This is a genomic window from Actinoallomurus sp. CA-150999 (assembly GCF_050942425.1).
GTDB lineage: Bacteria > Actinomycetota > Actinomycetes > Streptosporangiales > Streptosporangiaceae > Actinoallomurus.
Genome location: NZ_CP192063.1, coordinates 9,327,696 through 9,351,087, shown reverse-complemented (window position 1 = coordinate 9,351,087; position 23,392 = coordinate 9,327,696). Strand labels below are relative to the sequence as shown.

The following is a 23,392-nucleotide window of genomic DNA, read 5'->3' as shown; positions in this document are numbered from 1 at the left end:
CGTGCCCGCCTCACCCCGATTTCCGGCACCGCGCCCGATATGCGACGGGCGGCGTCATTCCTCGATGGCGCCGCCCACGGAGCGCAGATGCTCGCGGAAGGTCAGCGACGGGTTCTCGCGGCGCGCGGCGAGGTAGGCGGCGAAGCCCACCTGCTCGCGCAGTGAGACGCCCGCGCGGATCCGGCCGGCCTGCGCCCGCTCGGTGTCGCGGATCCGCTCGGCGATCGCGAAGAGGTTCTCGGCCTCGGCGGCCGGGACGAACAGCACCCCGTCGTCGTCGCCCAGCACCAGGTCCTCGCGGCTCACGACGTGGTCGCCCACCGTCGCGGACTCCAGCACGTCGGCGGGCCGGTCGCGGAGGCTGAGCGGACCGGTCGAGATCGCGCCCAGGCTGAAGACCGGCAGCCCGATCGCCCGGATGTCGGCGGTGTCGCGGTGCAGGCCCCAGATCACGATGCCCGTCAGGCCCGCCGCCTCGGCCTCCAGGACCACGAGGTCGCCGACGCACGCCTCGTCGAGACGCCCGCCGTTGTCGACCACCAGGACGTCACCGGGCTCCGCCGCCTCGAACGCCTCCAGGAAGATGTCGACGCTGCCGAGATGACGGGCGGGACAGGCATGCCCCAGCAGGCGGTCGCCGGATTCGACGGCGCTCATCGGCGCCGGGGCGCAGCGCACGGGGAGACCGGCGCGGATGCACGCGTCCGCCAGATGCGCGGTCGTCAGCGTCACGAACCGCTTCCGGAGATCCTGTTCGTCCATCCGTGGGTTCTCCTCCCTGCTCGTACGTCCCGCGCGGCGGGCACGGCGCGGCACAGCGTCTCACACGCGGTCGGGTACCCCACCTCTGACGCCCGCGCCGCCGCGGACCGGCGAGGGGATTCGCTGGGCGTCTCCTCTCGCTTCGCGGCCGGAGCCCGCCGAACGCCGGAACCGCCGGACGCCGGAACCGCCGGACGCCGGAACCGCCGGACGCGTCCTCGGTACGCGCCCGACGGTTAGCGATGGCGGCGAGCTGCCGCCGTTCTCGGCGGTGACGTGCCCGCGGGTCCGCCGAACCGGCCCGCGGCGACGACGTCCTCAACGTGGGCCGGGTCCCGGACCGGGGCCGTACGGGGCGGGTGGCGACCCGGCGTCGTACGGGCTGCCGGCCGGCCGGACATCGTAGGGAGCGGGCGGGTGGTGCATCGGAGCGGCCGATCCCGTGTGCCGGCCGGCGGGGCGCGGGTCGTCGCGGTGCGCGCCGTAAAGGACCAGAGCCCAGGCGAGGCAGGCGAACGCGGCGAGGTTGCTGACCGCGCGGACGATGTTCCAGGCGACCCAGCGGCCCTCGAACTGATGGCGCACGGCGGCCAGGTCGGCGATGTGGCGCGGATCCCCGGCCTTGTCGAGCTGATTGTTGAGGGGGACGTTGATCCCGCTCGTGACGAAGAACATCACCAGGTAGAGGACCAGGGCGGCGACGATCCAGGGCAGTGCCGGCCGCCCGTGACCGCGCCAGGCCAGCACGGCCGCGCCGATGAGGAACACCAGCGAGCCGAGGAAGCAGGACATGAACCAGCCGTTCAGAATCACCCGGTTGATGTTCTGCATCGTCTCGACGAACGAGCGGTCGCCGCCGCGGTGCAGGGCGGGCATGACCGCGTACGCGAAGGCGGCGAACAGCCCGGCCATGAGCCCGGTCGTGACGGTCCCCGCCAGCAGCAGGATGGTCTGTAGGACTCTCATCTCTCGGCTCCGTTCCAGATGCCGGTGGCGGCGGTACGGCGGGCGAAGTCGCGGAAGTCCGCGGGCGGGCGGCCCAGGGCGCGCTGGACGCCGTCGCCCAGGTGAGCGTTGCGGCCGTCGAACAGCGTGGTGAACAAGTAGGTCAGCAGGTCGACGACCTCGGCCGGCACGCCTTGGGCCCGCAGGCCGGCCGCGAAGGCGTCGGGGGCGACCGAGAGGTACGAGATGTCGCGGCCGGTCGCCTTGGCGATCTCGGTGACCGCGTCGGCGAACGTCAGCAGCCGGGGACCGGTCAGCTCGTAGATCTGACCGGTGTGCCCGTCCTCGGTGAGCGCCGCGACCGCGACGTCCGCGATGTCGTCGACGTCGACGAACGGCTCGCCCACGTCGTCGGCCGGGAGCACGACCTCTCCCTCCCGGACCGGGTCCGTCAGCTCGCCCTCGCTGAAGTTCTGGGCGAACCAGGCGCATCGCAGGACCGTCCACTCGGCGCCCGCGTCGGCCAGGACCTTCTCGCAGGCCTGTGCCTCCTCCTCGCCCCGGCCGGACAGCAGCACGAGCCGCCGTGTCCCGCCGGCCAGCGCGGTCTCGGTGAGCCCGCGGATCGCGTCGACCGCGCCGGGCACGGCCAGGTCCGGCTGGTAGGAGAGGTACGCCGCCGCGGCGCCGTCGAGCGCGGGCTCCCAGGTCCCCGGGTCGGTCCAGTCGAACGGAGGTGAGCCGGAGCGGGAACCGACGCGTACGGGCAGTCCGCGCGCCTTGAGCCGCTCGGCGACCCGACGGCCCGTCTTGCCGGTACCGCCCAGGACCAGGATCGTCTCGCCATCTCGCGTGATCTGTGTCATGGCTCAATTCAAGGCCGCGAGACTGAGACCCAACATGGCTGAAGCTATTTAATTCATGTTCAATCGTCTACAGTCGGGCCGTGGACGTCGTCGCCGGTCTGCTCAACGGCCCCCGCGCGCAGGGGGCGTTCCTGCTCCGTTCGTCACTCGTGGCGCCCTGGTCGCTGCGCATTCAGGATGAGGCACCGCTGACCCTCGTCGCCGTTGTCCGGGGCACCGCGTGGGTGATCCCCGAGGGCGGGGCGGCCACAGAACTGCATCCGGGCGACGTCGCGATCCTGCGCGGACCGGACCCGTACACCTTCGCCGACGACCCCGCCACGGCGCCACAGGCGGTCATCCACCCCGGCCAGCACTGCACCGCCGCCGACGGTGGAGAGCTGTCGGACCTGGCAAGCCTGGGCATCCGCACCTGGGGCAACACCGACGACGGCGCGACCATCCTGATCACCGGCACCTACCAGGTGCTCAGCGAGATCTGCCGCCCGCTGCTGGACGCGTTGCCCCCGCTCGTCGTGCTCCGGTACGACGCCTGGGACAGCCCGCTCGTCCCCCTGCTGGCCTCGGAGGTCGTCAAGGACGAGCCGGGTCAGGACGCCGTCCTGGACCGGGTCCTCGACCTGCTGTTGATCGCCGCCCTGCGCACCTGGTTCGCCCGGCCCGAGGCCGACCCGCCGCCCTGGTACCGCGCGCAGAGCGACCCGGTCGTCGGCACCGCCCTGCGTCTCCTGCACGACGCACCGGAGCGCCCCTGGACCGTCGCCAGGCTGGCCGTCGAGACCAACGTCTCCCGCGCGGCGCTCGCGCGCCGGTTCGCCGAACTGGTCGGCGAGCCGCCGATGGCCTACCTCACCTCCTGGCGTCTCGCGCTCGCCGCCGACCTGTTGCGCGACCCGGAGCTCACCATCGGCCAGGTCGCCGAGCGGGTCGGCTACGGCAGTTCGTTCGCGCTCAGCACCGCGTTCAAACGGGTCCGGGGCATCAGCCCCCGCGAACACCGCGCCGAGATCGCCCGCACCCCGCAGCCGATCGCGGCCACCACCCCCTGGCAGCGCCGCCTCGCCTGAGCACCGGCCCGGCCGGGCGGCCGTCTGCGGGCGGACCGGCCGGTGCAGCCAGGTGAGGGCGCGGGTGCGCCGGGCGGTCAGGTGAGCGTGCGGCGGGCGAGGCGGCGGCTCTTCAGGGCCAGATGCAGTTCCAGGCGGACGAGGCCGTCGGTGAGGTCGGCGCCGAGCAGGTCGGCGGCGCGGTTCAGCCGGTAGTACAGGCTCGTGCGGTGTAGTCGCAGCCGGGCGGCCGTGCGCTGCGCGTCGCCGCCCAGGTCGAGGTAGGTTTCCAGGGTTCGTGCCAGCATGCCGCCCGAGGCTCCCGCCCGGTCGAGCGGGGCGAGCACGTCGTCGGCGGGCGGCGAGGCGTGCAGCAGGGAACGGTAGGGCCCGAGCCCGGACCAGCACAGCGGCTTCGGGAGCGCGGGATCCAGCACGGCGAGTTCGGCGGCCGCGAGCGCCTGCGAGTACGCGGCGCGGGCCGTGCCGGCGGCGTACGGCGCGGGCTCGCCGGCGCCCACGGCGAACCGCGTCCCGGTCGGCGCCGTCGCGTCCTCGGCCACTTCGCCGACCGCGCGCAGCGCGCCGCACGCGTCCTCATCCCCAAGGCGCCGGAACAGCGCCACCACATGCGTCGCGCCGACGAACGAGCCGACGTACGCGGGGTGCCGGCGAAGCGTCGGGGACATCGAGGCGGTGAGGCGCTGGAAGTCGGCCGAGGTGAGCGCCGCAACGCTCTCCTCGCCCGGGCGGTACGGCACGGCGGCGCAGACCTGGATCGTGGCGCCCACGAGTGCCGGGACCGCGGCGGCCAGGCGGTCGCGGACGTCGGTGCCGGAGTCCTCGCCGAGGAGACGCCGGACCAGGCCGTCCACGTCCCACTCGAGCGGGGGACCGGGTCGCCGCGCGAGGACGTCGGCGAGGTCGTGGGCGCAGCGCAGGGCCACGGCGATCGCGGTGTCGTCCAGCGGATCGCCGGGCTCCAGCACCCAGAGGTAGCCGAGGCACCGCTGACCCTTGCGGATCGGCACGCAGACGCGCGGCGCCATGCCCAGGTCCGGGTTGGCGGGGACCCGGACCGGCCCGGTGGCCTCGGCGATGCCGTGCCGGTTCTGCCAGTCCTGGATCGCCGGAGCGACCTGCCGGGACAGGATCGAGGTGACGCGCGCGGCGTCGGCGCCGGCGTCCTGCGCGCTGTAGGCGACGAGCCGGCCCTCGGGGTCGTCGACGGACACGCCGTGCCCGATGCGGGCGGCGAGTGCGTCGAGCTCCGCCTGGAGTTCACCGCTCGGCTCCACCGCCACCTCCCGTCACGACGTGCCCCGGCTCGCGGCGGCCTGCCCGCCCGCGCGGCGACGGTCGGCAGTGTCGCCGAACGGACGGCTGTCGCCACCCGGGCCCCCGGCGTACCGACGGTCGGCAGTGTCGCCGAACGGATGGCTGTCGCCACCTGGGCCCCCGGCGTACCGACGGCCGGCGGTGTCGCCGAACGGATGGCTGTCGCCACCTGGGCCCCCGGCGTACCGACGGCCGGCGGTGTCGCCGAACGGATGGCTGTCGCCACCTGGGCCCCCGGCGTACCGACGGCCGGCGGTGTCGCCGAACGGATGGCCGTCGCCACCCCGGCCCTCGCCGTACCGACCCGCGACCGCCGCGGTGACGGTCGGCCGTCACCGCGGCGTACGGGCAGACCTCCTGCGTTCCTACAAGTGTAGGAACGGCGGCGCGCAGCTCAAGGCGTGCGTCCGATGCGCCGGGCGGCGATGGCGATCTACCGTCGCGGCGTACGGCCGGCGCACGCCGGCGGCCACCTCGTACGGTCAGGAGAGCATCCGATGGCTCGTTCCCTCGCGTTCCGTCCCTGGGTTCCGGCACCGAGCGAAGAGCGGGTCCGGGCCGTGTCCGAGTCGGTCGCCGACCGGTCGGCTCCCGCCGTGCTGGCGGAGATCGAGCGGCTCGTCGCCGAGAACCACCGCATCCACGACGTCGAGTCGATCAACCTCAACCCGGCGACCAACGTCATGAACCCGCGGGCCGAGGCGCTGCTGTCGGCCGGGCTCGGCTCCCGGCCGTCGCTGGGCTACCCGGGGGGCAAGTACGAGATGGGGCTGGAGGCGATCGAGCAGATCGAGGTCGTCGCCGCCGAACTCGCGGCGGAGGTCTTCGGGGCCCGCTACGCCGAGGTCCGGGTCGGGTCGGGTGCGCTGGCCAACCTGTACGCGTTCATGGCGACCTGCCGGCCCGGCGACACGATCATCGCGCCGCCGGCGAGCATCGGCGGGCACGTCACCCACCACGGTCCGGGCGCCGCCGGGCTGTACGGGCTCACCACGGTGCCGGCGCCCGTCGCGGCCGACGGCTACACGGTCGACGTCGGCGCCCTGCGCGCGCTGGCCGAGGAGACGCGTCCGGCCTTGATCACCATCGGTGGCAGTCTCAACCTGTTCCACCACCCGATCGCCGCCGTCCGGGAGATCGCGGACTCGGTCGGCGCGCGTGTGCTCTTCGACGCCGCCCACCTGTGCGGCATGATCGCAGGGCGGACGTGGCCGCAGCCTCTCGCCGAAGGGGCGCACCTGATCACGATGAGCACGTACAAGAGCCTGGGCGGCCCCGCGGGCGGGCTCATCGTCACCGACGACGCCGAACTGGCCGAACGCCTCGACGCGATCGCCTACCCGGGCCTGACCGCCAACTTCGACGCGGGACGCACCGCCGCGCTGGCCGTGACCATGCTCGACTGGAAGGTCGCCGGGCGGGCGTACGCCGAGACCATGGTCGCGACCGCGCGCCGGCTGGCCACGGAGCTCACGGGGCTGGGCGTGCCGCTCTTCGCCGCCGAGCGGGGCGCGACCCGGTCGCACCAGTTCGCGATCCGTACGCCCGGCGGCGGGCAGCGGGCCGCGCGCCGCCTGCGCCGGGCGAACCTCCTCGCCTGCGGCATCGGCCTTCCGACGCCGCCGGTCGACGGCGACGTGGGCGGTCTCCGCGTCGGCACCCCCGAGATCGTCCGGCTCGGGATGACCGAGGCGGACATGCCGGCGCTGGCCTCGTTCATCGCGCGCGGCCTCGACCCGGACGTCGAGCCGGAGACCGTCGCCAGCGAGGTCGCCAAGTGGCGGACCCGGTTCTCCGGCGTTCACTTCACCGCCGGGTGACCGCGCCGGCGCCGTACGGACGGGACGCAAACGTTTACAGCGAGCATTCGGTTTACCAACCGTGACGCGTTGCTTTGTCACATTCACCGCTTATGCCCCGTTAGTTAGTCACTTACCGTCAGGCTCGGATCCTCCGCCAGAAAGGGGTCTGATGTGGCCTGGATCAGACGAAGCGGCCTGACGATCGGGGCGAGCGCGGTGGCGATCGTGCTCGGCGTCTCGACGGCGAACGCGGCGACCGGCACGGTCAACACCAGCGGTACGGCCCTGACCGTGCGCTCCGGCGCCGGCACCGGCTACGGCTCGGTGGGGACCGTCGCGGACGGAGCGGGCGTCACGATCACCTGCCAGACGCGCGGGACCACGGTCACCGGCACGTACGGCACGAGCAGCGTGTGGGACAAGATCACGAGCCCGACCGGGTATGTCGCGGACGCCTACATCTACACCGGTTCGGACGGCACCGTCGCACCCCCGTGCATCCAGACGGTCACCGACGATTACCCGTACAAGTCCGACTCATGGAGCGACGCGGATCCCTGGCTCTTCTACAAGCGGGAATGCGTCTCGTTCGCGGCCTGGCGGGTCCGCCAGCGCCTCGGCGTCGACTTCACCAACTCCTACGGGGGCGTGCACTGGGGCAACGCCATCAACTGGGACAACGCCGCGGCGTCCGCCGGGGTGAAGGTCGACCACACCGCCAAGGTCGGCGCCGTCGCCCAGTGGAACACCGGGACCTACGGCCACGTCGCCTACGTCGCCCGCGTGAACAGTGACGGCACGATCCTGATCGAGGAGTACAACTACCTCAGCGGCCACAACTACGACACCCGCACCATCAGCGCCAGCAGCGTCGGCAACTACATCCACTTCTGAGCCGGTCGGCCGGGGCCCGTGCGGGTGGGCGCACGGGCCCCGGTTCCGCTCACTCCAGGACGGACCTGACCGCCTCGGGGGAGCGGCCGACCACGGCGGTGCCGTCGTCGGCGGTGATGATCGGCCGCTGGATCAGGATCGGATGCTCGGCCAGCGCGTCGAGCCACTGATCGCGGGCCGCGGGCTCCCGCTTCCAGGACGCCATGCCCAGTTCCTTGGCGACGGCCTCGCCGGTACGGGCGATGTCCCAGGGCTCGAGGCCGAGACGCCCCAGGACCTCCTCGAGCTCCTGCCGCGTGGGCGGCTCATCGAGATAGCGCCGCACGGTGTACTCGGCGCCCTCTTCGTCCAGCAGGGAGAGGGCGGACCGGCATTTCGAACAGCGAGGGTTGACCCAGATTTCCACGCGCCCATTCTCCCCCGCGCGTCGGCTGCGGACGCCCCGAAAGCGCTCGGGCAACAGACGGAGGGCCGCCCGAGGCGGCCCATGCGCCTGAGCGATCGGTCGAGTCAGGACGGGGCGCCCTCGGCGGACCCGCCCTGCTCGTCGCCGGCGGGCATCGGCCGGTCACCGCCGTCGAGGAGCACCCGCTCCAGCTTGGCGAGGGCCAGCACCAGCACCAGCGCGGCGATCGGGATCATCACAGGTGTAACCAATGCCGTGATCAGCATCCGGCACGCCCCCTCTGTGCCGATCCGTACGCACCAAATGCCCTGCCCGCCCAGAAGGAGATGTTTTTCTGTTTTGAGTAGATATCGCGTCAGATGGGCAAAATTTGCCGCCGCCGGCCAGGGGGGCGGGTGATCCGCGCCCCGGATCGAGGTGCGCGGCGTCCTGGTCCTAGGGCAATGGCGAGCGCCGAACATGTTCGTGAAGAACTTGTTCGCAACGAACATGTTCGTTACAGTCGCGGGCATGAGCACTCATGACCCCATCGCCATCGTCGGCGCCGGCCTCGGCGGTCTCGCCCTCGCCCGCATCCTGCACGTCAACGGCATCCCGGCCACGGTGTACGAACGCGACACCTCGCCAGAAGTCCGCACGCAAGGTGGCATGCTCGACATTCACCATGACTCCGGCCAGGTCGCCCTGCGGGCCGCCGGCCTGCACGACGAGTTCCGCGCGATCATCCATCCCGGCGGGGAGGCCGTTCGCGTTCTCGACCAGCACGCCGTCGTCCGGTTCAAGGCAGAGGACGACGGCGAGGGCGGCCGCCCGGAGGTCGAGCGCGGCCGGCTGCGCGACCTCCTGCTGGGCTCATTGCCCCCGGGCACCGTCCGCTGGGGCGCCGGGGTCACCGGGGCCCGTTCGCTGGTCGACGGGCGCCACGAGGTGACCCTCGCCGACGGCTCCGCCACCACCACCGACCTGCTCATCGGCGCCGACGGCGCCTGGTCCAAGGTCCGGCCGCTCCTCACCGACGCCGTCCCGGAGTACACCGGCATCACCGTCGTCGAGGCCGACCTGCTGGACGCCGACGAGCGTCACCCCGGCAGCGCCGCCCTCCTCGGCGGCGGCATGTTCTTCGCGCTCGGCGAGGGCAAGGGTCTCCTCGCCCACCGCGAGCCCGACGGCAGCCTCCACGTCGCCATCACGCTGCCCACGCCCGAGGACTGGGCGGCCGGGATCGACTTCGCCGACACCGGCTCCGCGAAGACCGCCGTGCTGGAACACTTCGCCGGCTGGGACCCGCGCCTGCGTGCCCTGGTCACCGACGCCGACGGGCGGCTCGTCCCGCGCGGGATCCACGCCCTGCCGGTCGGCCACCGCTGGGACCGCGTCCCGGGCGTCACCCTGCTCGGCGACGCCGCCCACGTGATGCCGCCCTTCGCCGGGGAGGGCGCCAACATCGCCCTGGCCGATGCCGCCGACCTCGGTACGGCCATCGCCGCACACCCCGGCGACACCGAGGCCGCGCTCGCCGCCTACGAACAGACGATGTTCCCGCGCGGTGCGACCGCCGCCGCCGAGTCCGCCGCAGGCATCGTCCTCTGTTTCGGCGAGGACGCACCACAGAGCCTGGTCGACATGTTCACCGGCACGGACTGACGCCAAGGCGGCCGTGGCGGCGGAGGCGGCCGATCAGACGGTCGCCGGATGGCGGGGCAGCCGTGCCGTTCTCGTGAAGAAGCGGTTGATCTGCCGCACGGCGGTCGTGAAGTCGTCGAAGTCGACGGGCTTCGTGACGTAGGCGTTGGCGTGCAGCCGATAGGTGCCGGTGACGTCGTCCGCGTTGGCGGAGGTCGTGAAGACCACCACCGGGATCGAACACAGATCCGCGTCATTCTTGATCTGCCCGAGTACGGTGCGCCCGTCGTACTTGGGAAGGTTCAGGTCCAACAGCACGAGGTCCGGGCGGAACGCGGCGGTGTGCGAGCCCCTCCGGTGCAGGAAGTCGAGGGCCTCCTCCCCGTCGCCGACGACCGCCAGCCGCGGGGGCGAATCGAGGCCGGGCTCGGCGAACGCCTCCCGGATCAGCATCTGGTCACCCGGATCGTCCTCGACGATCAGGATCGCGGCCGGACGCCGCGGACTCGTCATTCCGTCGTTCCCCGCTCATCGGCCTCCGGCGCTTCAGGCGCCGCCGGTGTGTGGTCGGCGTCGTGGCGGGTGAACACCGTGAGGAGTCCTTCGACGCGGTGGTCGGCGTCGGCCGGGTGCCGGAACGGGCGAGTCGGGTCGACGCTGTAGTGGTTGCGGCGCCCGACCCGGGTGCGGGTGATGTAGCCGGCCTCTTCAAGGTCGGTGACGATCGTCTGGGCGGCGCGTTCGGTGATGCTCACGGCCGCGGCGATGTCGCGGAGCCGCGAACTCGGGTTGCGGGTGATCTCGACCAGCACACGGGCGTGGTTGGTCAGGAACGTCCAGGTCTTGTCGCCGGATCTGCTGCCGGCTTGGCCCACAGGTTCTTCTCCTTCGCGGGTACGGCGCGGCTGAGCCGCCGACTCCGGATGTCGGTTTACCGAATGCTGTTTCCGGTACCGAGACGACGGTAGCGTACGGCCGCGCGCTCAGGAGGCGCTCCGGGCCGGTGGCCGTGTGAAGTCCAGGCGACCGTCCCGGCGGGAGGCCGGGTCACCGTCCCGGGGGCAGATGACGGCCGAGGAAGTCCAGCAGCGTACGCGCGAGCCGCACGCGGTGGTCGGACAGGGCGTGGTCGGTGGCGAACACGTGATGTTCGAGACGCCGGACCGGGTGGGCCTCGTACGCGTCGACGACCGGCTCGTGGTGCACGGGCGCCGGGGTGACCGCGTCGCGCCCGGTGCCGATGAGCAGGACCGGCCGCTCCGCGAGCCGCGGAGCCAGCCCGGTCAGCCTCCACGCGTCACCCGCCGCCTCCATCTCGGCGACGAGCGCCTCGCCGCCGGTGCCGCGCAGCGGCGCGAGCTCGCCGTCGAACATCTCGACGTACGAGGCGCGCAGCGCCGGGTCGGCCCGGCAGCCGGCGGCCACCCGCCCGAAGTCGAACCCGGCCACCGAGGCGACGGCGGTGATCGACGCGTCGGCGGCGGCGGTCATCAGCGCGGCGAAGCCGCCGAGGCTGTGTCCGACCACCGCCGTCCGCGTCGTGTCCAGCCGGTGAACGGCCGCGAACTCCGGCTCGCGCACCGCGCTCACGACCCGTGCCGCGTCCTCCAGCACGTGGCCCCACGACCAGGAACCACCGACCCCCCACGAGCCGCGGTAGTGGAAGACCAGCGACGCGTACCCCGCCCGGCGCAGCGCCTGCGCGAGGTCGAAGTTGCGCTCGTTGCCTGGAAAGCCGTGCAGCAGCACGACGACCGGGTGCGGTCCGGAACCGGCGGGGAGGTGGAGCACGCCGAGCAGCGCGGCGCCCGCGCTGTCGAAGGTCACCGCCGGAGTGCTGGCGGCGGGCGCCACCTCCGGCGCCGGGTCGGTCACGAGGGGGTCGAAGGTGGTCAACGGCGGCACTCCCGGAGATCGAACCGATCGTTACGATGAACCATTATGCCCATCGTGGCCCACGAACTCGTACGGCCCGATGTCGACACCCCGGTCCTTGGGCCGGGCCACGCCGTCCAGGTCGTCGGCCGGCGCCCCGGTGGCGGTTCCGGCATCGACGCACGGGCTGGACGCCGTCAGGTGGTAGTCACCCGTACCGTCCGCCGTGTAGTTCACCAGCCGTGGATCGGCGTCGAGCGTTCCCGATGAGTTCGGCGGCGTGAACTCCCTGCTGTTGTTCAGCCCGTACCTCCCCTTGCCGTTGCGGTAGAACAGGTTGTTCCGGTACTGGTTGTGCGCGCCGTTCGCGTCGTCGCGGACGTTGATCCCGTACATCGCGTTGTCCCGCACGATGTTGTTGTCGATCACGAAGTGGTCGGCGGTCGAGTCGCCGCCCGTGATGTAGATCCCGTGGTCGGCGTTGGCGAACGACAGGTTGTTGGCGATCGTGGCGCCCTTCGCGTTGTGGTTGAACCGGATGCCGCTCCCCGACGTCCGGTACACGATGTTGTTCTGGATGAGGTCTCCGCCGCCGGACGGATAGATGCCGTGGATGTACTCGCACTCGGTCGGATAGGGGCCGATGTGGTCGACCCGGTTACCGAGGAAGGCGTTGTCGGAGGCCGACGCGTCGTCGCCGATGCCCTGTCCGCCGGGGCTGCCGTCGCAGTCCTTCGGCGCGATGTGCGTCAGGACGTCGTGCACGTGGTCGCCCTGGATGACGTTGTGGCGGCCCCAGATGAGGATGCCGCTCCAGGCCCCTCCGGAGCCGCTGATGTCGAATCCGACGATGCGTACGTAGTCGCCCCGGTTCTCGAAGGGCACGTCGGAGTTCTTCGGGGCGATGTGCGCCCTGCCCGGGTGGTCGGCCTCGAACGTCAGGTAGCCGCCGGCGTGCCCGCTCTTCGTGTTGCTCACCGCCTCGGCGTAGGTCCCGTCGGCGACGTGCACGGTCGCGCCCGCGCTCGCCACCGTCACGCGCTCCGCGGCGTGCTGGATCGTCGCCCACGGGTGCGCACGGGAGCCGTCGCCTTTCGCGTCGTCGCCGCCGGGGGCGACGTAGTACTGGTTCCCGCCCGCCTGCGGCACGCCGGGCGTCCCGGACGACGGGGTGCCGTGCGGTGAGCCCGGGACCGGCGACTCCGGTGACTCGGAACCCGGCGACTTCGGTGACTCAGAACCCGGCGACCCGGGCGAGTCGGGGCTTGGCGACCGCGGTGACTCGGGAGCCGGCGATCGGGGCGAGTCAAGGCCCGGCGGTGACTCGGCGGCCGGTGACCGGAGTGACCCGCTGCTCGGCGACCGCGGTGGTTCCGAGCCCGGTGACGACCCGCCCTCGGGCGACGGGGTGTCCTCCGGCGATGATGTCGTGTCCTTCGGCGGCGCCACCGCGGAGGAGCCCGCCATGGCCTGCTGGAACGCCCGGCCCTGGGCGGTGACCTGATCGGCACCCGTGACCAGGCCGAAGTTCCCATGGTCCGTCGCGGTGTAGATCATCGCCCCGGCCGGTGCGGGCCGCAGCGCGCGCAGGTGGTCGATCGCCTTGGCCGTCCACGCGGCGAGGTAGGTGGTGTTCGCCGCCTTGTAGACGGGACTCGCGGCGCTGGAATCGGCGTTCCACTCGGAGATGAAGTACGGCAACTGCCTGCCGATCCTTCCCTGGACGGTCATCTCGACGTCGGTGACATGGGTCTGCCAGTTGTCGAGGTGGCCGTCGCAGGTGTCCTTCCAGTGCGCGTCGGTGGCCGCGCCGCAGACGTATTCGTGCCAGGACAGGAAGTCCGGCTCGGGCGTGGCCCCGGCGACGAAGGCGCCGATGTACTTCACGTAGTCGTGGTCGACCCGCCAGGACGCGGGTCCGACGTAGCGGTAGGCCGCCTTCGGATAGCGGCTCTTCAGGGCGGGCACGACCGTGTTCCAGGCCGCCGTGTAGTCGGCGACCGGCACGTCGGTCCCCGGGAGATCCGGCTCGTTGCCGAACTCCAGGTAGGCGCTGCCGTCGCCGAAGACCTGGTGGATGAGGTCGAGCAGGTGCAGGTCGGCCTTCTTCACGTCGTCGGCGGCCAGGCCGGAGCCGGGCCCACGGATGATCAGCATCGGTGTCGCGCCGACGTCCCGTACGGCGTGCATGGCGGAGAGCAGCAGGTCATCGCCGACCGGGGTCGTACTGCCTTCGAAGTGGTCCCGCAACGGCACCCGTACGATCGGGACGCCCCAGGAGCGGAACAACTCCCGGGTGGCGGGCCGGCCGACCAGCGCGTCGTCCGGGCCGAAGAACGACATGTTGACGCCGAAGAGCGGATCGGCGGCCGTCGCCGGGGCGGCGGGCGGTGCGACGGTGAGGTCCGCCACCGTGAAGGCGGCGGCGAGCAGCAGCATGAGCGCGAGGGTGAGTCGGGCGCCGAGCCGGCGCGGCGCGCCGGGGGACGGTCCGGGCATGAGAGTGTGCCTCCTCATCGGGGAGAAAAGCCCGCGGCCGTTCGACGGTGTGCGTGGAGCGGCCGCGGGGGATCGATCGGAGTTCGGCGGCCTATGAGCGGGCTGCCGGTGCGAAGCGCGACGGGCGGGGTTTCAGGCCTTCGGCGGGCAAGCGATGGACCGCGCTTCCCAGGAGACGTCGCCCTCACTCGTGTCGCCGTCGGCCTTGCCGCCCTGCTCCAGCGACGCACCTGCGCCGCCGCTGACGACACCACCGCCCTCGACCGACGTGTTCTTGCCGCCGACGGCACCGCCGACGGTCACGAAGAAGGTGTGCGTCGTCACCCCGGTACCGTTCGCCCTCTCCTTGAAGTGCCAGGACGTCGGTCCGTTCTTGGTGTTGAGGAGCACCGGGGACGCGTTCCCGGAGTCCTCGTATCCGGTGTCCTTGTCCTTGACGTCGATCCCGGTGATGCCGAGGGCCGCGGTCGAGAACTCGATGTCGATGGTCTGTTCCGAGGTGAACGAGATGGTGTTCGGCCCCGGGTCGAGGATCCCCGCCGCGCATTTGATCCGCGGGACGTCCCAGCCGGGCGACGGCGCGCGCACGACGGGATGCTGGGGGTCACCCTCCGGGAGCGGGGGCGGGGCGGGGCAGGCGGTGAGACTGGTCCAGTCCGTCTTGGTCCCGCCGCTGGTCAGGGCGAGGTCGGCGTCGAGAAGGTAGCCGATCGGCGTGTCCGGACTGGCCGGGTCGGCGATCCGGTCCCAGGCTCCGGTGGCGTCCGAGTGCGCCACCGGACCGGTCGTGCCCGGCTTCCTCGCGCCGGGAGCGGTCGTGCACAGCACGGCGTACGACTTGCCGGCCTGCGCGGTTCCTGCGGTCGGGTACGCCTTGCTCGGTCCGGAGTAGATCGTCTTGGTGGAGACGTAGGTGGGAACGGGCCCCTGGGCGAGTGTCCCCGTCACCCCGGTGTCGGCGTGAGCGGGGGTGGAGGTGATCGTGACGCCGGTGGCGAGGCCGAGTACGGCGAGCACCGCCAGGGGTGCCTTCTTCCAGAAGGACGGGTGCGACTGTTCGGACATGGGGCTCTCCTCTCCGGGAGCGGGGACACCGCTCGACGGGATGGGGTGGACAGCCACATGGTCGGGTCGAGGAGGATGGCCGGAACAGCCTTCCGGATTGATCTTTCGATTGTTGGTTTGATGGGTTGTTCGGCGCCGTGTTCTCCCAGCTCAGGGGCGACACTGGCGCCTACGCGGTGAAGATCGCCGTCGACGGCCACCGGCGCGTACGGGCGCTCCGGAGCGGGCCGCGTCGGGATCAGGCGAAGAGGGCGTGGTCGGCCAGGACCTCGTCGACCACGCGGCGATGGCTCGCCGTCCGTTCAACGTCGATGCCGTCGGCGAGGCAGAGGAGGGCCTTCCACAGCGCCCAGCCGCGGGCCCGCGCCCACGTGGCGGCGTCCTGGTCGACGGCGGTGCGGAACACCTGCCGGCTGCGGCCGGAGAACGACGACCAGGCGATCACCAGGTCGCAGGCGGGATCGCCGACGCCGGAGGTGCCGAAGTCGATGACGCCGGAGAGCCGTCCGCCGTCGTCGACGAGAAGGTTGCCGGCGGCGATGTCGCCGTGGAACCACACCGGCGGCCCGGCCCATCGCGCCTCGAGGGCGGTCTCCCACACGGCCGCGGCCCGGTCGGTGTCGACACGGCCGTCGAGCGCGGCGAGGCAGCGGCGGGTCTCATCGTCATAGTGGGCGAGTGACGCGCCACGGTAAAAGGAGTGCGCGCCGGCCGCCGGCCCGCCCGTGGCGTCGGCGCACTGGAGGGCGCGGATGAAACCGGCGAGGTCGGTCGCGAATTCGCGCAGGTCGGCGATGCGCTCCGGGGCCGCGGTCCGGCCGTCGATCCAGCGGCGGATCGACCAGTTGAAGCGGTAGCCCTCGCCGGGAGCGCCTTTCGCCAGCGGCGTCGGGACCGGCACCGGCAGGGAGGGCGCGAGGACCGGCAGCCACCGATGTTCCTTGTCGACCGCGGGCGCGTAACCCGCATCGGTCGGCAGGCGGATCGTCATGTCGTCCCCGAGGCGGTACGTGCGGTTGTCCCACCCGTCGACCTCGACCGGTGTCACGGGAAGCCCGCTCCACTGCGGGAACTGCGCCGCGAGCAGGCGCCTCACCAGCGCCGCGTCGATCCCCGCGCGCCCGTCCCGATATCGGTCGTCGCTCACCCGACGAGTGTCGGGGTCGCCCCCGGCGCCGTGCAAAGGGTTTTCGCGTCGAGCGGCGGTCCGCGTCGCGATCCGGTGAGTGTCCCGGTATCGCGGTCCGGTGGGTGTCCCGGCGCCGTGCAAAGGGCCTTGCCTCCGGCGGAGGCCGTACGCCGCGGTCGGTGAGTCCCCCGGGCGCGGACGGCCGTACCGGCGAATTTTCGCCACTTGTGTACGGGGAGCGGTGAACCGGCCACCCATTGCTCCCGTCTCACATCTGGCGGACTCTTCCGGACGGAGGGACGATCGGGCCATGCGCGTTGGAGACAGGTACGAATTGCTCAGCAGGCTCGGTCAGGGCGGCATGGGAACGGTCTGGCACGCGCACGACGAGCTCCTCGGCCGTGACGTGGCGATCAAAGAGGTGTTGTTCCCCCCGGACTTGAGCGAGACCGAGCGCCAGGAGCGCCACGCGCGGACGATCCGGGAGGCGCGGTCGGCCGCGCGGCTCAGCCACCCGAACGTCGTCACCGTGCACGACGTGATCGAGGACCAGGGCCGTCCGTGGATCGTCATGGAGCTGGTCGCCGCTCCGTCCCTGCAGAGCGTGATCGACGCCGAGGGGCCGCTGCCGCCGCAGCGGGTCGCCGAGCTCGGGCGGCAGATGGTCGCGGCGCTGCGGGCGGCGCACGCCGCGGGCATCGTGCATCGCGACATCAAGCCCAGCAACGTGCTGGTGGCCGGCGGTGACCGCGCCGTCATCACCGACTTCGGCATCGCGGCGATCGAGGGCGACGCGACGCTCACCGGCACCGGCGTGCTGATCGGCTCACCGGCCTACATCGCTCCCGAGCGGGCCGGCGGCGCCCATGCCGGGCCCGCCGCCGACCTGTGGTCGCTGGGCGCCACGCTCTACGCCGCCGTCGAGGGCCGGTCGCCGTTCGAACGGTCCGGGCCCGTGTCGACCCTCGCGGCGATCATCGCCGAGGAGGCCCCGCCGTCCCGGAACGCCGGGCCGCTCGCCCCGGTCCTCGCCGGCCTGCTCCGCCGGGAACCGGCGGACCGGATGACCGCGGCCGAGGCGGAGCGCCTGCTCGCCGCCACGGCGGAGGGCACCCAGCCCGACGTCGTCGCGTGGACGATCCCGGTCGCCGCGCCCCAGCCGGCACCGGTGGCGGTGGCGAAGCCCGCACGCCGGCCCGCCGTGATGGTGCTCGCGAGCGGGCTCGCCGGAGCCCTCGTCGTCGCGGCGTTCGGCGCGGTGTGGCTGCTGGGCCGGCACTCGAACAAGACCGTCCCGACCGCGACCACGTCCACCGCCGCGAACCGCTCCGGCACCTCCGGCGGCTCGGGCCAGACGTCGCCGACCGCCGCTCCGGACTTCGGGCAGGGCACCAATCCGGACTCGGGTTCTTCCCCGAGCACCGGCCGGTCGGCCTCCGTCTCCCCGGCGGCGTCCTTCCCCCAGGACTGGACGACGCGGAGCGAGAGCGACTTCTCGGTGTCGGCGCCCTCCGCCTGGTCCCGGCGCAACGACGGGGACAACTTCTTCTACCAGGACGCCACGACCCGCTACCTGCTGCAGATCAGTACGACGTCGTGGGACGGCGACCCGCAGAGCCAGGCGCAGAGCGTGGGCGACCACCTGGCCGGGACCTTCCCCGGCTACCGGGAGGCCACGGTCACCCCCGTCACCTACCGGGGTGTTCCGGCGGCGGACCTCGATTTCGCCTACGACCGCTCGACCGGGGTCGAGCGGGTCAAGGACCGGTTCTTCCGCGTCGGTGGCCAGGCCTTCGCCGTCTACTTCCGGATGCCGGCGGACCAGTGGCCCGACTCCCAGCGGTACCTCGACCCGATCTTCAGCAGCTTCCAGCCGCGCTGAGGCACGTCACCAGTCTCTGCCGGCGATCAGCTCTTCCGCATCCGCCTCCGCGAACCCGTAGGCCGACGCCACGAACCAGAAATCCTCAGCGATCAGCTCCCGCCCAATGGTCTCGATCTCACTTCCGGCCGCTTCGAACTCCGCCTCCAGCGCGTTGAACTCCTCCGTCGCGGCCTGCGTGAGGACGTACAGCGCCGGTAGATCCGACGGCCGTTCCGCCTCGATCCGCTCGCACAGCCTCAACAGGATCGACTTCCCCTTGTCGACGACGTGATCGGGGAAGTACTCGTCGTCGTACATGCCCTTGAGAAAAGCGTGGTCGACCACCTGCTGGTTCGAGAGCGCCACCGTAATCTCCTGTTCTCGCCGTAAGCCCGACGTCCCGATACTGCACCGCGCCACCGACAGCGTCGCCGGGCAGGCTCCGGAGGTCTCGCTCAGGGTGTGGCCCGCAGGAGGAGCAGGGCGATGTCGTCGGTGCGCTGGGCGACGGGGCGGGCCCGGCGGAGAAGCTCGTCGATGAGCTCGTCCAGGGGGAGGTCCGCCGCGTTCGCGAGGTGGTGCGTGAGGTCGGCGGTGCTCTGCGTCATGTCGACGCCGGGGATCTCCACGAGGCCGTCGGTGTAGAAGGCGAGGATCGCTCCGGGCGGCAGGGGCAGGGTCGTGACCGGGTACGGGGCGTCGATCCCGATGCCGAGCAGCGGACCGGGTTCGATGTCGAGGATGCGGGCGCTCGCCCGGGATCCGGGGCCGGCCATGAGCGGGGACGGGTGTCCGGCGTTGGCGAAGGTGATCCGGTGCTCGGCGAGGTCCAGCTCGGCGTACAGGCAGGACACGAACAGGTCGGTCCGGAAGTCGGCGAGGATGCGGTTCGTGCGGGCCAGCACCTCGCCGGGGGACGCCCCGGCGGTGGCGTGGGCGTGGACGGCGGTGCGCACCTGGCCCATGAGGGCCGCGGCGGTGACGTTGTGGCCCTGCACGTCGCCGATGACCGCGGCGGCGGTGGTGTCGCTGAGACGGACCAGGTCGTAGAAGTCGCCGCCGATGTCCATGCCGTGGGAGGCGGGAAGGTACCGGGCGGCGACGTCGAGTCCGGCCACGGCCGGGAGGGCGTGAGGCAGGAGGGCCTGCTGCAGCCCATGGGCGAGGTCCTGCTTGGCGTCGTAGAGGCGGGCGCGGTCCAGTGCCTGGCCGACCAGGCCCGCCAGGGAGGTGAGGACGGCGCGTTCGTCGGCGCTGAAGTGATGCGGATGGTCGTACGTGATCGTGCAGCCGCCGACGGGCCGCCCGGAGACGATCAGGGGGAGGAACGCCCACGCCTGCTTGCCGCTGAGCGAGGGAAGCTCGGGATACGCGGCGGACATCTCATCGGGATCGGCGTAGAAGTGGGGCACACCGTTGGCGAGGACGTGGCCGATGGGAGAGACGTCGGTGTCCAGCGGCAGGCCGTCGAAGCGCTCGATCGCCTCCGGCTCGTAACCGCGGTGACCGAGGATCTTCAGCCGTCCGGCTTCGGGGGCGGATATCACCATGCCGTCGGCGCCGAAGGCGGGCAGAATCTGGGTGGCCACCAGGTCGACGACGTCCCGTACGCCGACCGCCTCGGTCAGCGAAGCCGCCAGGTGCACCAGTTGGTACAGCCGTCCGACGCGGACGGGGCGAGCGGCCGTGGCGTCCGTGTCGGCGGGAGGAGGCGAGGGCGTGGGCCGGCGTTTCTCGCCCGTGTCGATCGGGGTCACGCGGACGCTGATGCCGCTGACGTCAGGGTAGAGCTGGAGCTCCAGCCACTGGTCCGGCGGCCGCAGGACCGCGTAGGAGACCGGCTCGCGGCTCATCACCGCGGCGCGGTAGTGGTCTTCGTAGTCCGGATCGTCCAACCAGGGCATCGACTGCCAGGGCCGGGTGCCGAGCAGCTGTTCGCCGCGGCGATCGAGGAGCTCGGCGGCGGTGGTGGTGACGAAGGTGATGCGTCCCTCGAGGTCCAGGCCGACGCACCCTTCGGGCAGGCGTTCGGCGAAGTCGACGGCCGCGAGGCCGAATCGCGTCGAGCGCGCAGCCGACCGGCCGTACACCGGGACGATGCGCGGCCGGTCGGGGATGCCGGCGGGGCGGGCGGCCTCGTCCAGCAGCCGGGCGATGCGCCGGGCACGGGAGGTGATGTGGCTTCGTTCGCGGTGAGTGGCGGCCGCCGGGTGGCTGGGGGGCCACGTGAGCATCAGCGCCCCCCAGGGTCGGCGCGCGCCGATCAGCGGCGCCGCCGCGAGCGCGAGTCGGTAAGGCCAGGTGGCCGCGACACGTGGATACACGCGCGCCATGTCCTCCTGCCGGCCCAGCCACACCAGGCGCTCCTCCCGCAGCGCGTCCGCGGCCGGGCTCGGCCAGGACAGCGGCACGTGCAGCCACGGCGTGACGAGCTCGGGCGGTATGCCGCACACCACCGCGAGCCTCAGCATCGACTCGTCCTCGTCGAGCAGGTAGATGCTCCCCGCCGAGGCGCCCGTACGGAGGACGGTCGCGGCCAGTTCCCGGTCCAGGAGATCGAGGCCGTCCGGCCGTTCATCGCGCGCGGCCACTGAACTCTCCTCGCGGTCCCGCCGTACGCCGCCGGGCGTCATGGCCGCGGGGATCGTCGCCCGGCGCATCGATCGTCGGCCGGATCGCCCCGACCGGACGGGCCCGCCTGGCCGGGGGGATTTGGAGGTCCGTGAGCTCGGCGGGGCTTCGCCGCGCGGGCGAGCAGTACCGGCGGCCCCCGTGAAGGGCGTCCGGTCGCCGGGCCCCCCGCCGACGGCAAATGCCCATATCCGGACAATACGCCCAGTCGGTGGGGGCCGGCGCAGGGGCGCTCAGGCGATGACGCACTCGATCCAGTAGCGGCCGGTGTCGTCGCGGTGGGCGCCGTGGATGTCGGTGGCCATGAAGGGGAAGGCGCGGTCGAAGTCCTCCAGAGCGTGCAGGTAGTCCATCAGCGGTCCGTCGTCGGGACCGGCGGACTCGCCCGGCATCAGCATCGGGATGCCGGGCGGGGTGACCACGACGGTCGCGGCGGAGATCCGGCCCGCCAGCTCGCTCAGCGGGACTCGCTCGGTCCTCGACCGGATCAGCGCTTGGTAGCAGTCGGCCGGCGTCAGGACGGGCTCGGGCAGGTCGGTGAAGACCTGGTCGAGCAGAACACCGAGCTTGGAACCCCGGAGTCGGCCGTGGGCCTGGTCGCACAGCGCCCGCAGCGTCACCCCGGATGGGCCGAACCCGGGCAGGATCTCGGCGAGGGGGAGGCCGCAGTCGTAGGCGTTCTTGAAGTCGATGAGGGCGTCGATCAGCGTGCCCCATTTGCCCTTGGTGATGCCGATGGAGAACAGCACGAGCAGGGTGTGGTCGCCGGTCTTCTCCACGACGATGCCGCGCTGCTCCAGGTAGGCGGCCACGATGCGGGCGGGGATCCCCCACTCCGTGGTGCCGCCGGTCGCCTCGGCGCCGGGGCAGGTGATCGTCACCTTGATCGGATCGAGCATGCAGTGGCCGTCGTCCAGGCCGTCGAACCCGTGCCAGGCGGCGCCGGGCCGTAGCGCCCAGCAGCCTGGCTCGGTGGACAGCAGCTCCGGGTCGGCGTCCTCGAACGGCACCGTGACGCCGGTGCGCGGGTCGGTGACCTCGGGAGGCTGCCACACGCCGAAGAACCAGTCCGGGCGGGTGCCGTCCTCCCGGATCCGGCGGGCCAGCCGCACCATCGCCTGCCGGAAGCGGACCGCCTCGACGATCGCCTCGCCGGTCAGGAAGGGCCCCGACGGCCCGTCCATCATCGCCGCCGCGACGTCCAGGGAGGCGATCATCGGATAGAGCGGCGACGTGCTGGCGTGCATCAGGAACGTCTCGTTGAGCCGGTCGTAGTCCAGCGGCGCGCGCGGCGACGGGCGTACGTGCAGCATCGACGACTGCGACAGCGCCGCGAGCAGCTTGTGCGTGGACTGCGTGGCGAACACCGTCGGGCGTGCCGGGCCGGGCACGGACCGCTCGTCGACGGACATGCCGTAGCGGCGCTCGTACAGTGGGTTGAACCGGGCGTAGGCGAACCACGCCTCGTCGAAGTGCACGCGCGGGACCGACGCGCCCAGCAGCTCCGCGACCCCGACCGCGTCGTAGCACAGGCCGTCGTACGTCGAGTTGGTGATCACCGCGTAGGTGGGCTCGGGACCGGCCGCCGCCGCCGACATCGGATGGTTCGCCAGCCGGTCGCGTACGGCCGGTCCCGACAGCATCCCGGCCGGGATCGGCCCGGCCAGGCCGAGCCCGTTGCGCTCGGGGACGAGGTAGACCGGGCGGGCGCCGCTGATGGCGAGGGCGTGCTGGATCGACTTGTGGCAGTTGCGGTCGACCAGCGCCAGCTCGTCGCGGGCCACCGCGTGGTGGCCGACGATGCGGTTGGCGGTCGAGTTGCCGTTGACCACGAAGAAGGTCCGATCGGCGCCGAAGATCCGGGCGGCGTTGCGCTCGGCGTCGCCGATCGGCCCGGTGTGCTCCAGCGGCGAACCCAGCTCCGGGACCGAGATGGACAGGTCGGTGCGGAGCAGCCGCTCGCCGTAGTAGTCGTAGAACGCCCGGCCCACCGGCGACTTCAGGAACGCCACGCCGCCGGCGTGGGCGGGGGTGTGCCAGGAGTAGCGGTGGCGGTCCTCCAGGTGCCGCAGCGCCTCGAAGAACGGCGGCAGGATCCGCTCGGTGTACTCCGCGGCCGCGTGCGCGATGCGCCCGGCGATGAAGTCGGGGGTGTCCTCCAGCGGGAAGACGTAGCCCTGGATCACCTCGTACACCCACAGCGGGACGTCGCGCGGCTCGCGCTCGGCGGTCAGGAGGAAGACCGGCAGGCGGTGGAACCGGCTGGTCACCGCCTCCATGATCTCCTCCGCGCCGGGGGCGTCCCACGAGGCCAGCACCGCCGTCAGCGTCGCGTCCGAGCGGATCACCGCCAGCGCGTCGTCGCTCCGGTGCGTCCAGCGGACCTGCAGGTCATGCTCGTTCATCGCCGTACGAAGGCGGCGCAGCTGCTCGGCGATCGCCGAGTCCGCGTCGGGCCGCTCGTCGACGGCGACGAGAATCATTCGCTCCATGGCAGAACCTCCACGTCGCCGGGGGGGAACGCCGGCCGGTGCGGGTGGGGTGCCGGCCGACGGCCACGTCTTGTAGTCGAGGCACTGCGAAACGTAACAGTATTGGCGATCGACGGATAGTGTCCATCAGGTATCCGAGAGTGACCGTCGCGCCA

The 23,392-nt window shown here is 72.2% G+C and carries 20 protein-coding genes; 5 read left to right on the top strand and 15 right to left on the bottom strand.

What is annotated here, in order from left to right; translation table 11 throughout:
* Positions 1–54: 54 nt before the first annotated feature.
* From ACQP2O_RS42995 to ACQP2O_RS42985, 3 genes are all read right to left on the bottom strand, one after another.
* Complete coding sequence (locus ACQP2O_RS42995) at positions 55–762, bottom strand: RraA family protein (RefSeq protein ID WP_433174981.1); 708 nt, start codon at positions 760–762, stop codon at positions 55–57.
* Positions 763–1,080: 318 nt separating this feature from the next.
* Positions 1,081–1,728, bottom strand: a complete 648-nt coding sequence (locus ACQP2O_RS42990) for a DUF1772 domain-containing protein (protein WP_433174980.1) — start codon at positions 1,726–1,728, stop codon at positions 1,081–1,083.
* Positions 1,725–2,573, bottom strand: a complete 849-nt coding sequence (locus ACQP2O_RS42985; RefSeq protein WP_433174979.1) for an NmrA family transcriptional regulator — start codon at positions 2,571–2,573, stop codon at positions 1,725–1,727. The genes ACQP2O_RS42990 and ACQP2O_RS42985 overlap by 4 nt, the downstream gene beginning before the upstream one ends.
* 80 nt (positions 2,574–2,653) lie before the next feature.
* Here ACQP2O_RS42985 and ACQP2O_RS42980 point away from each other — a divergent pair, with 80 nt between their 5' ends.
* Complete coding sequence (locus tag ACQP2O_RS42980) at positions 2,654–3,640, top strand: AraC family transcriptional regulator (RefSeq protein ID WP_433174978.1); 987 nt, start codon at positions 2,654–2,656, stop codon at positions 3,638–3,640.
* Between the two features lie 77 nt (positions 3,641–3,717).
* Here the strand turns inward: ACQP2O_RS42980 and ACQP2O_RS42975 are convergent, their stop codons facing one another.
* Positions 3,718–4,917 (bottom strand): PucR family transcriptional regulator, encoded by a 1,200-nt coding sequence (locus ACQP2O_RS42975; protein WP_433174977.1) that lies wholly within the window; start codon positions 4,915–4,917, stop codon positions 3,718–3,720.
* A gap of 537 nt (positions 4,918–5,454) precedes the next feature.
* On the opposite strand from ACQP2O_RS42975, the gene glyA reads away from it, so the two are divergent.
* A complete protein-coding gene (glyA, locus tag ACQP2O_RS42970) occupies positions 5,455–6,777 on the top strand; it encodes a serine hydroxymethyltransferase (RefSeq protein ID WP_433174976.1) in 1,323 nt (440 codons plus the stop codon).
* Between the two features lie 153 nt (positions 6,778–6,930).
* Positions 6,931–7,653, top strand: a complete 723-nt coding sequence (locus tag ACQP2O_RS42965) for a CHAP domain-containing protein (RefSeq protein ID WP_433174975.1) — start codon at positions 6,931–6,933, stop codon at positions 7,651–7,653.
* 49 nt (positions 7,654–7,702) lie between these two features.
* Here ACQP2O_RS42965 and ACQP2O_RS42960 read toward each other — a convergent pair whose 3' ends face one another.
* Together ACQP2O_RS42960 and ACQP2O_RS42955 are read right to left on the bottom strand one after the other, a co-directional pair.
* Positions 7,703–8,059, bottom strand: a complete 357-nt coding sequence (locus tag ACQP2O_RS42960; RefSeq protein ID WP_433174974.1) for an arsenate reductase family protein — start codon at positions 8,057–8,059, stop codon at positions 7,703–7,705.
* A gap of 104 nt (positions 8,060–8,163) precedes the next feature.
* Positions 8,164–8,571 (bottom strand): hypothetical protein, encoded by a 408-nt coding sequence (locus ACQP2O_RS42955; RefSeq protein ID WP_433174973.1) that lies wholly within the window; start codon positions 8,569–8,571, stop codon positions 8,164–8,166.
* Between ACQP2O_RS42955 and ACQP2O_RS42950 the strand changes: the two genes are divergently transcribed.
* The gene (locus ACQP2O_RS42950; RefSeq protein WP_433174972.1) at positions 8,570–9,703 is read left to right on the top strand and encodes an FAD-dependent oxidoreductase; all 1,134 of its coding nucleotides are present in this window, start codon (positions 8,570–8,572) and stop codon (positions 9,701–9,703) included. The genes ACQP2O_RS42955 and ACQP2O_RS42950 overlap by 2 nt on opposite strands.
* Before the next feature lie 33 nt (positions 9,704–9,736).
* Here the strand turns inward: ACQP2O_RS42950 and ACQP2O_RS42945 are convergent, their stop codons facing one another.
* The 6 genes from ACQP2O_RS42945 to ACQP2O_RS42920 form a co-directional block, all read right to left on the bottom strand.
* On the bottom strand, positions 9,737–10,195 hold the full coding sequence (locus ACQP2O_RS42945) for a response regulator (protein WP_433174971.1): 459 nt from the start codon (positions 10,193–10,195) through the stop codon (positions 9,737–9,739).
* Complete coding sequence (locus ACQP2O_RS42940; RefSeq protein ID WP_433174970.1) at positions 10,192–10,557, bottom strand: helix-turn-helix transcriptional regulator; 366 nt, start codon at positions 10,555–10,557, stop codon at positions 10,192–10,194. The genes ACQP2O_RS42945 and ACQP2O_RS42940 overlap by 4 nt, the downstream gene beginning before the upstream one ends.
* Positions 10,558–10,729: 172 nt before the next feature.
* On the bottom strand, positions 10,730–11,578 hold the full coding sequence (locus ACQP2O_RS42935) for an alpha/beta hydrolase family protein (protein WP_433174969.1): 849 nt from the start codon (positions 11,576–11,578) through the stop codon (positions 10,730–10,732).
* Between the two features lie 30 nt (positions 11,579–11,608).
* Positions 11,609–14,056 carry a choice-of-anchor Q domain-containing protein gene (locus ACQP2O_RS42930; RefSeq protein ID WP_433174968.1) on the bottom strand — a complete coding sequence of 816 codons (2,448 nt, stop codon included), beginning with the start codon at positions 14,054–14,056 and terminating at the stop codon, positions 11,609–11,611.
* Between the two features lie 132 nt (positions 14,057–14,188).
* The gene (locus tag ACQP2O_RS42925; RefSeq protein WP_433174967.1) at positions 14,189–15,121 is read right to left on the bottom strand and encodes a hypothetical protein; all 933 of its coding nucleotides are present in this window, start codon (positions 15,119–15,121) and stop codon (positions 14,189–14,191) included.
* Between the two features lie 238 nt (positions 15,122–15,359).
* Complete coding sequence (locus ACQP2O_RS42920) at positions 15,360–16,268, bottom strand: aminoglycoside phosphotransferase family protein (protein ID WP_433174966.1); 909 nt, start codon at positions 16,266–16,268, stop codon at positions 15,360–15,362.
* A 292-nt stretch (positions 16,269–16,560) separates the two neighbouring features.
* Between ACQP2O_RS42920 and ACQP2O_RS42915 the strand changes: the two genes are divergently transcribed.
* A complete protein-coding gene (locus ACQP2O_RS42915; protein WP_433174965.1) occupies positions 16,561–18,132 on the top strand; it encodes a protein kinase domain-containing protein in 1,572 nt (523 codons plus the stop codon).
* 6 nt (positions 18,133–18,138) lie between these two features.
* Here ACQP2O_RS42915 and ACQP2O_RS42910 read toward each other — a convergent pair whose 3' ends face one another.
* The 3 genes from ACQP2O_RS42910 to ACQP2O_RS42900 form a co-directional block, all read right to left on the bottom strand.
* Positions 18,139–18,480 (bottom strand): DUF5713 family protein, encoded by a 342-nt coding sequence (locus tag ACQP2O_RS42910; protein WP_433174964.1) that lies wholly within the window; start codon positions 18,478–18,480, stop codon positions 18,139–18,141.
* An 89-nt stretch (positions 18,481–18,569) separates the two neighbouring features.
* Positions 18,570–20,705 (bottom strand): SpoIIE family protein phosphatase, encoded by a 2,136-nt coding sequence (locus ACQP2O_RS42905; protein WP_433174963.1) that lies wholly within the window; start codon positions 20,703–20,705, stop codon positions 18,570–18,572.
* A gap of 273 nt (positions 20,706–20,978) precedes the next feature.
* Positions 20,979–23,237: an Orn/Lys/Arg decarboxylase N-terminal domain-containing protein gene (locus tag ACQP2O_RS42900; protein WP_433174962.1), complete on the bottom strand. Its 2,259-nt coding sequence runs from the start codon at positions 23,235–23,237 to the stop codon at positions 20,979–20,981.
* Between the last annotated feature and the right edge of the window lie 155 nt (positions 23,238–23,392).

Excerpts from the sequence above, each read along its gene's own strand:
- ACQP2O_RS42995 (WP_433174981.1), bottom strand. The coding sequence starts at position 762 with ATGGACGAACAGGATCTCCGGAAGCGGTTCGTGACGCTGACGACCGCG.
- ACQP2O_RS42945 (WP_433174971.1), bottom strand. The coding sequence starts at position 10,195 with ATGACGAGTCCGCGGCGTCCGGCCGCGATCCTGATCGTCGAGGACGAT.
- ACQP2O_RS42985 (WP_433174979.1), bottom strand. The coding sequence starts at position 2,573 with ATGACACAGATCACGCGAGATGGCGAGACGATCCTGGTCCTGGGCGGT.
- ACQP2O_RS42955 (WP_433174973.1), bottom strand. The coding sequence starts at position 8,571 with ATGCCCGCGACTGTAACGAACATGTTCGTTGCGAACAAGTTCTTCACG.
- glyA (WP_433174976.1), top strand. The coding sequence starts at position 5,455 with ATGGCTCGTTCCCTCGCGTTCCGTCCCTGGGTTCCGGCACCGAGCGAA.
- ACQP2O_RS42900 (WP_433174962.1), bottom strand. The coding sequence starts at position 23,237 with ATGGAGCGAATGATTCTCGTCGCCGTCGACGAGCGGCCCGACGCGGAC.
- ACQP2O_RS42915 (WP_433174965.1), top strand. The coding sequence starts at position 16,561 with ATGCGCGTTGGAGACAGGTACGAATTGCTCAGCAGGCTCGGTCAGGGC.
- ACQP2O_RS42950 (WP_433174972.1), top strand. The coding sequence starts at position 8,570 with ATGAGCACTCATGACCCCATCGCCATCGTCGGCGCCGGCCTCGGCGGT.
- ACQP2O_RS42925 (WP_433174967.1), bottom strand. The coding sequence starts at position 15,121 with ATGTCCGAACAGTCGCACCCGTCCTTCTGGAAGAAGGCACCCCTGGCG.
- ACQP2O_RS42990 (WP_433174980.1), bottom strand. The coding sequence starts at position 1,728 with ATGAGAGTCCTACAGACCATCCTGCTGCTGGCGGGGACCGTCACGACC.
- ACQP2O_RS42930 (WP_433174968.1), bottom strand. The coding sequence starts at position 14,056 with ATGCCCGGACCGTCCCCCGGCGCGCCGCGCCGGCTCGGCGCCCGACTC.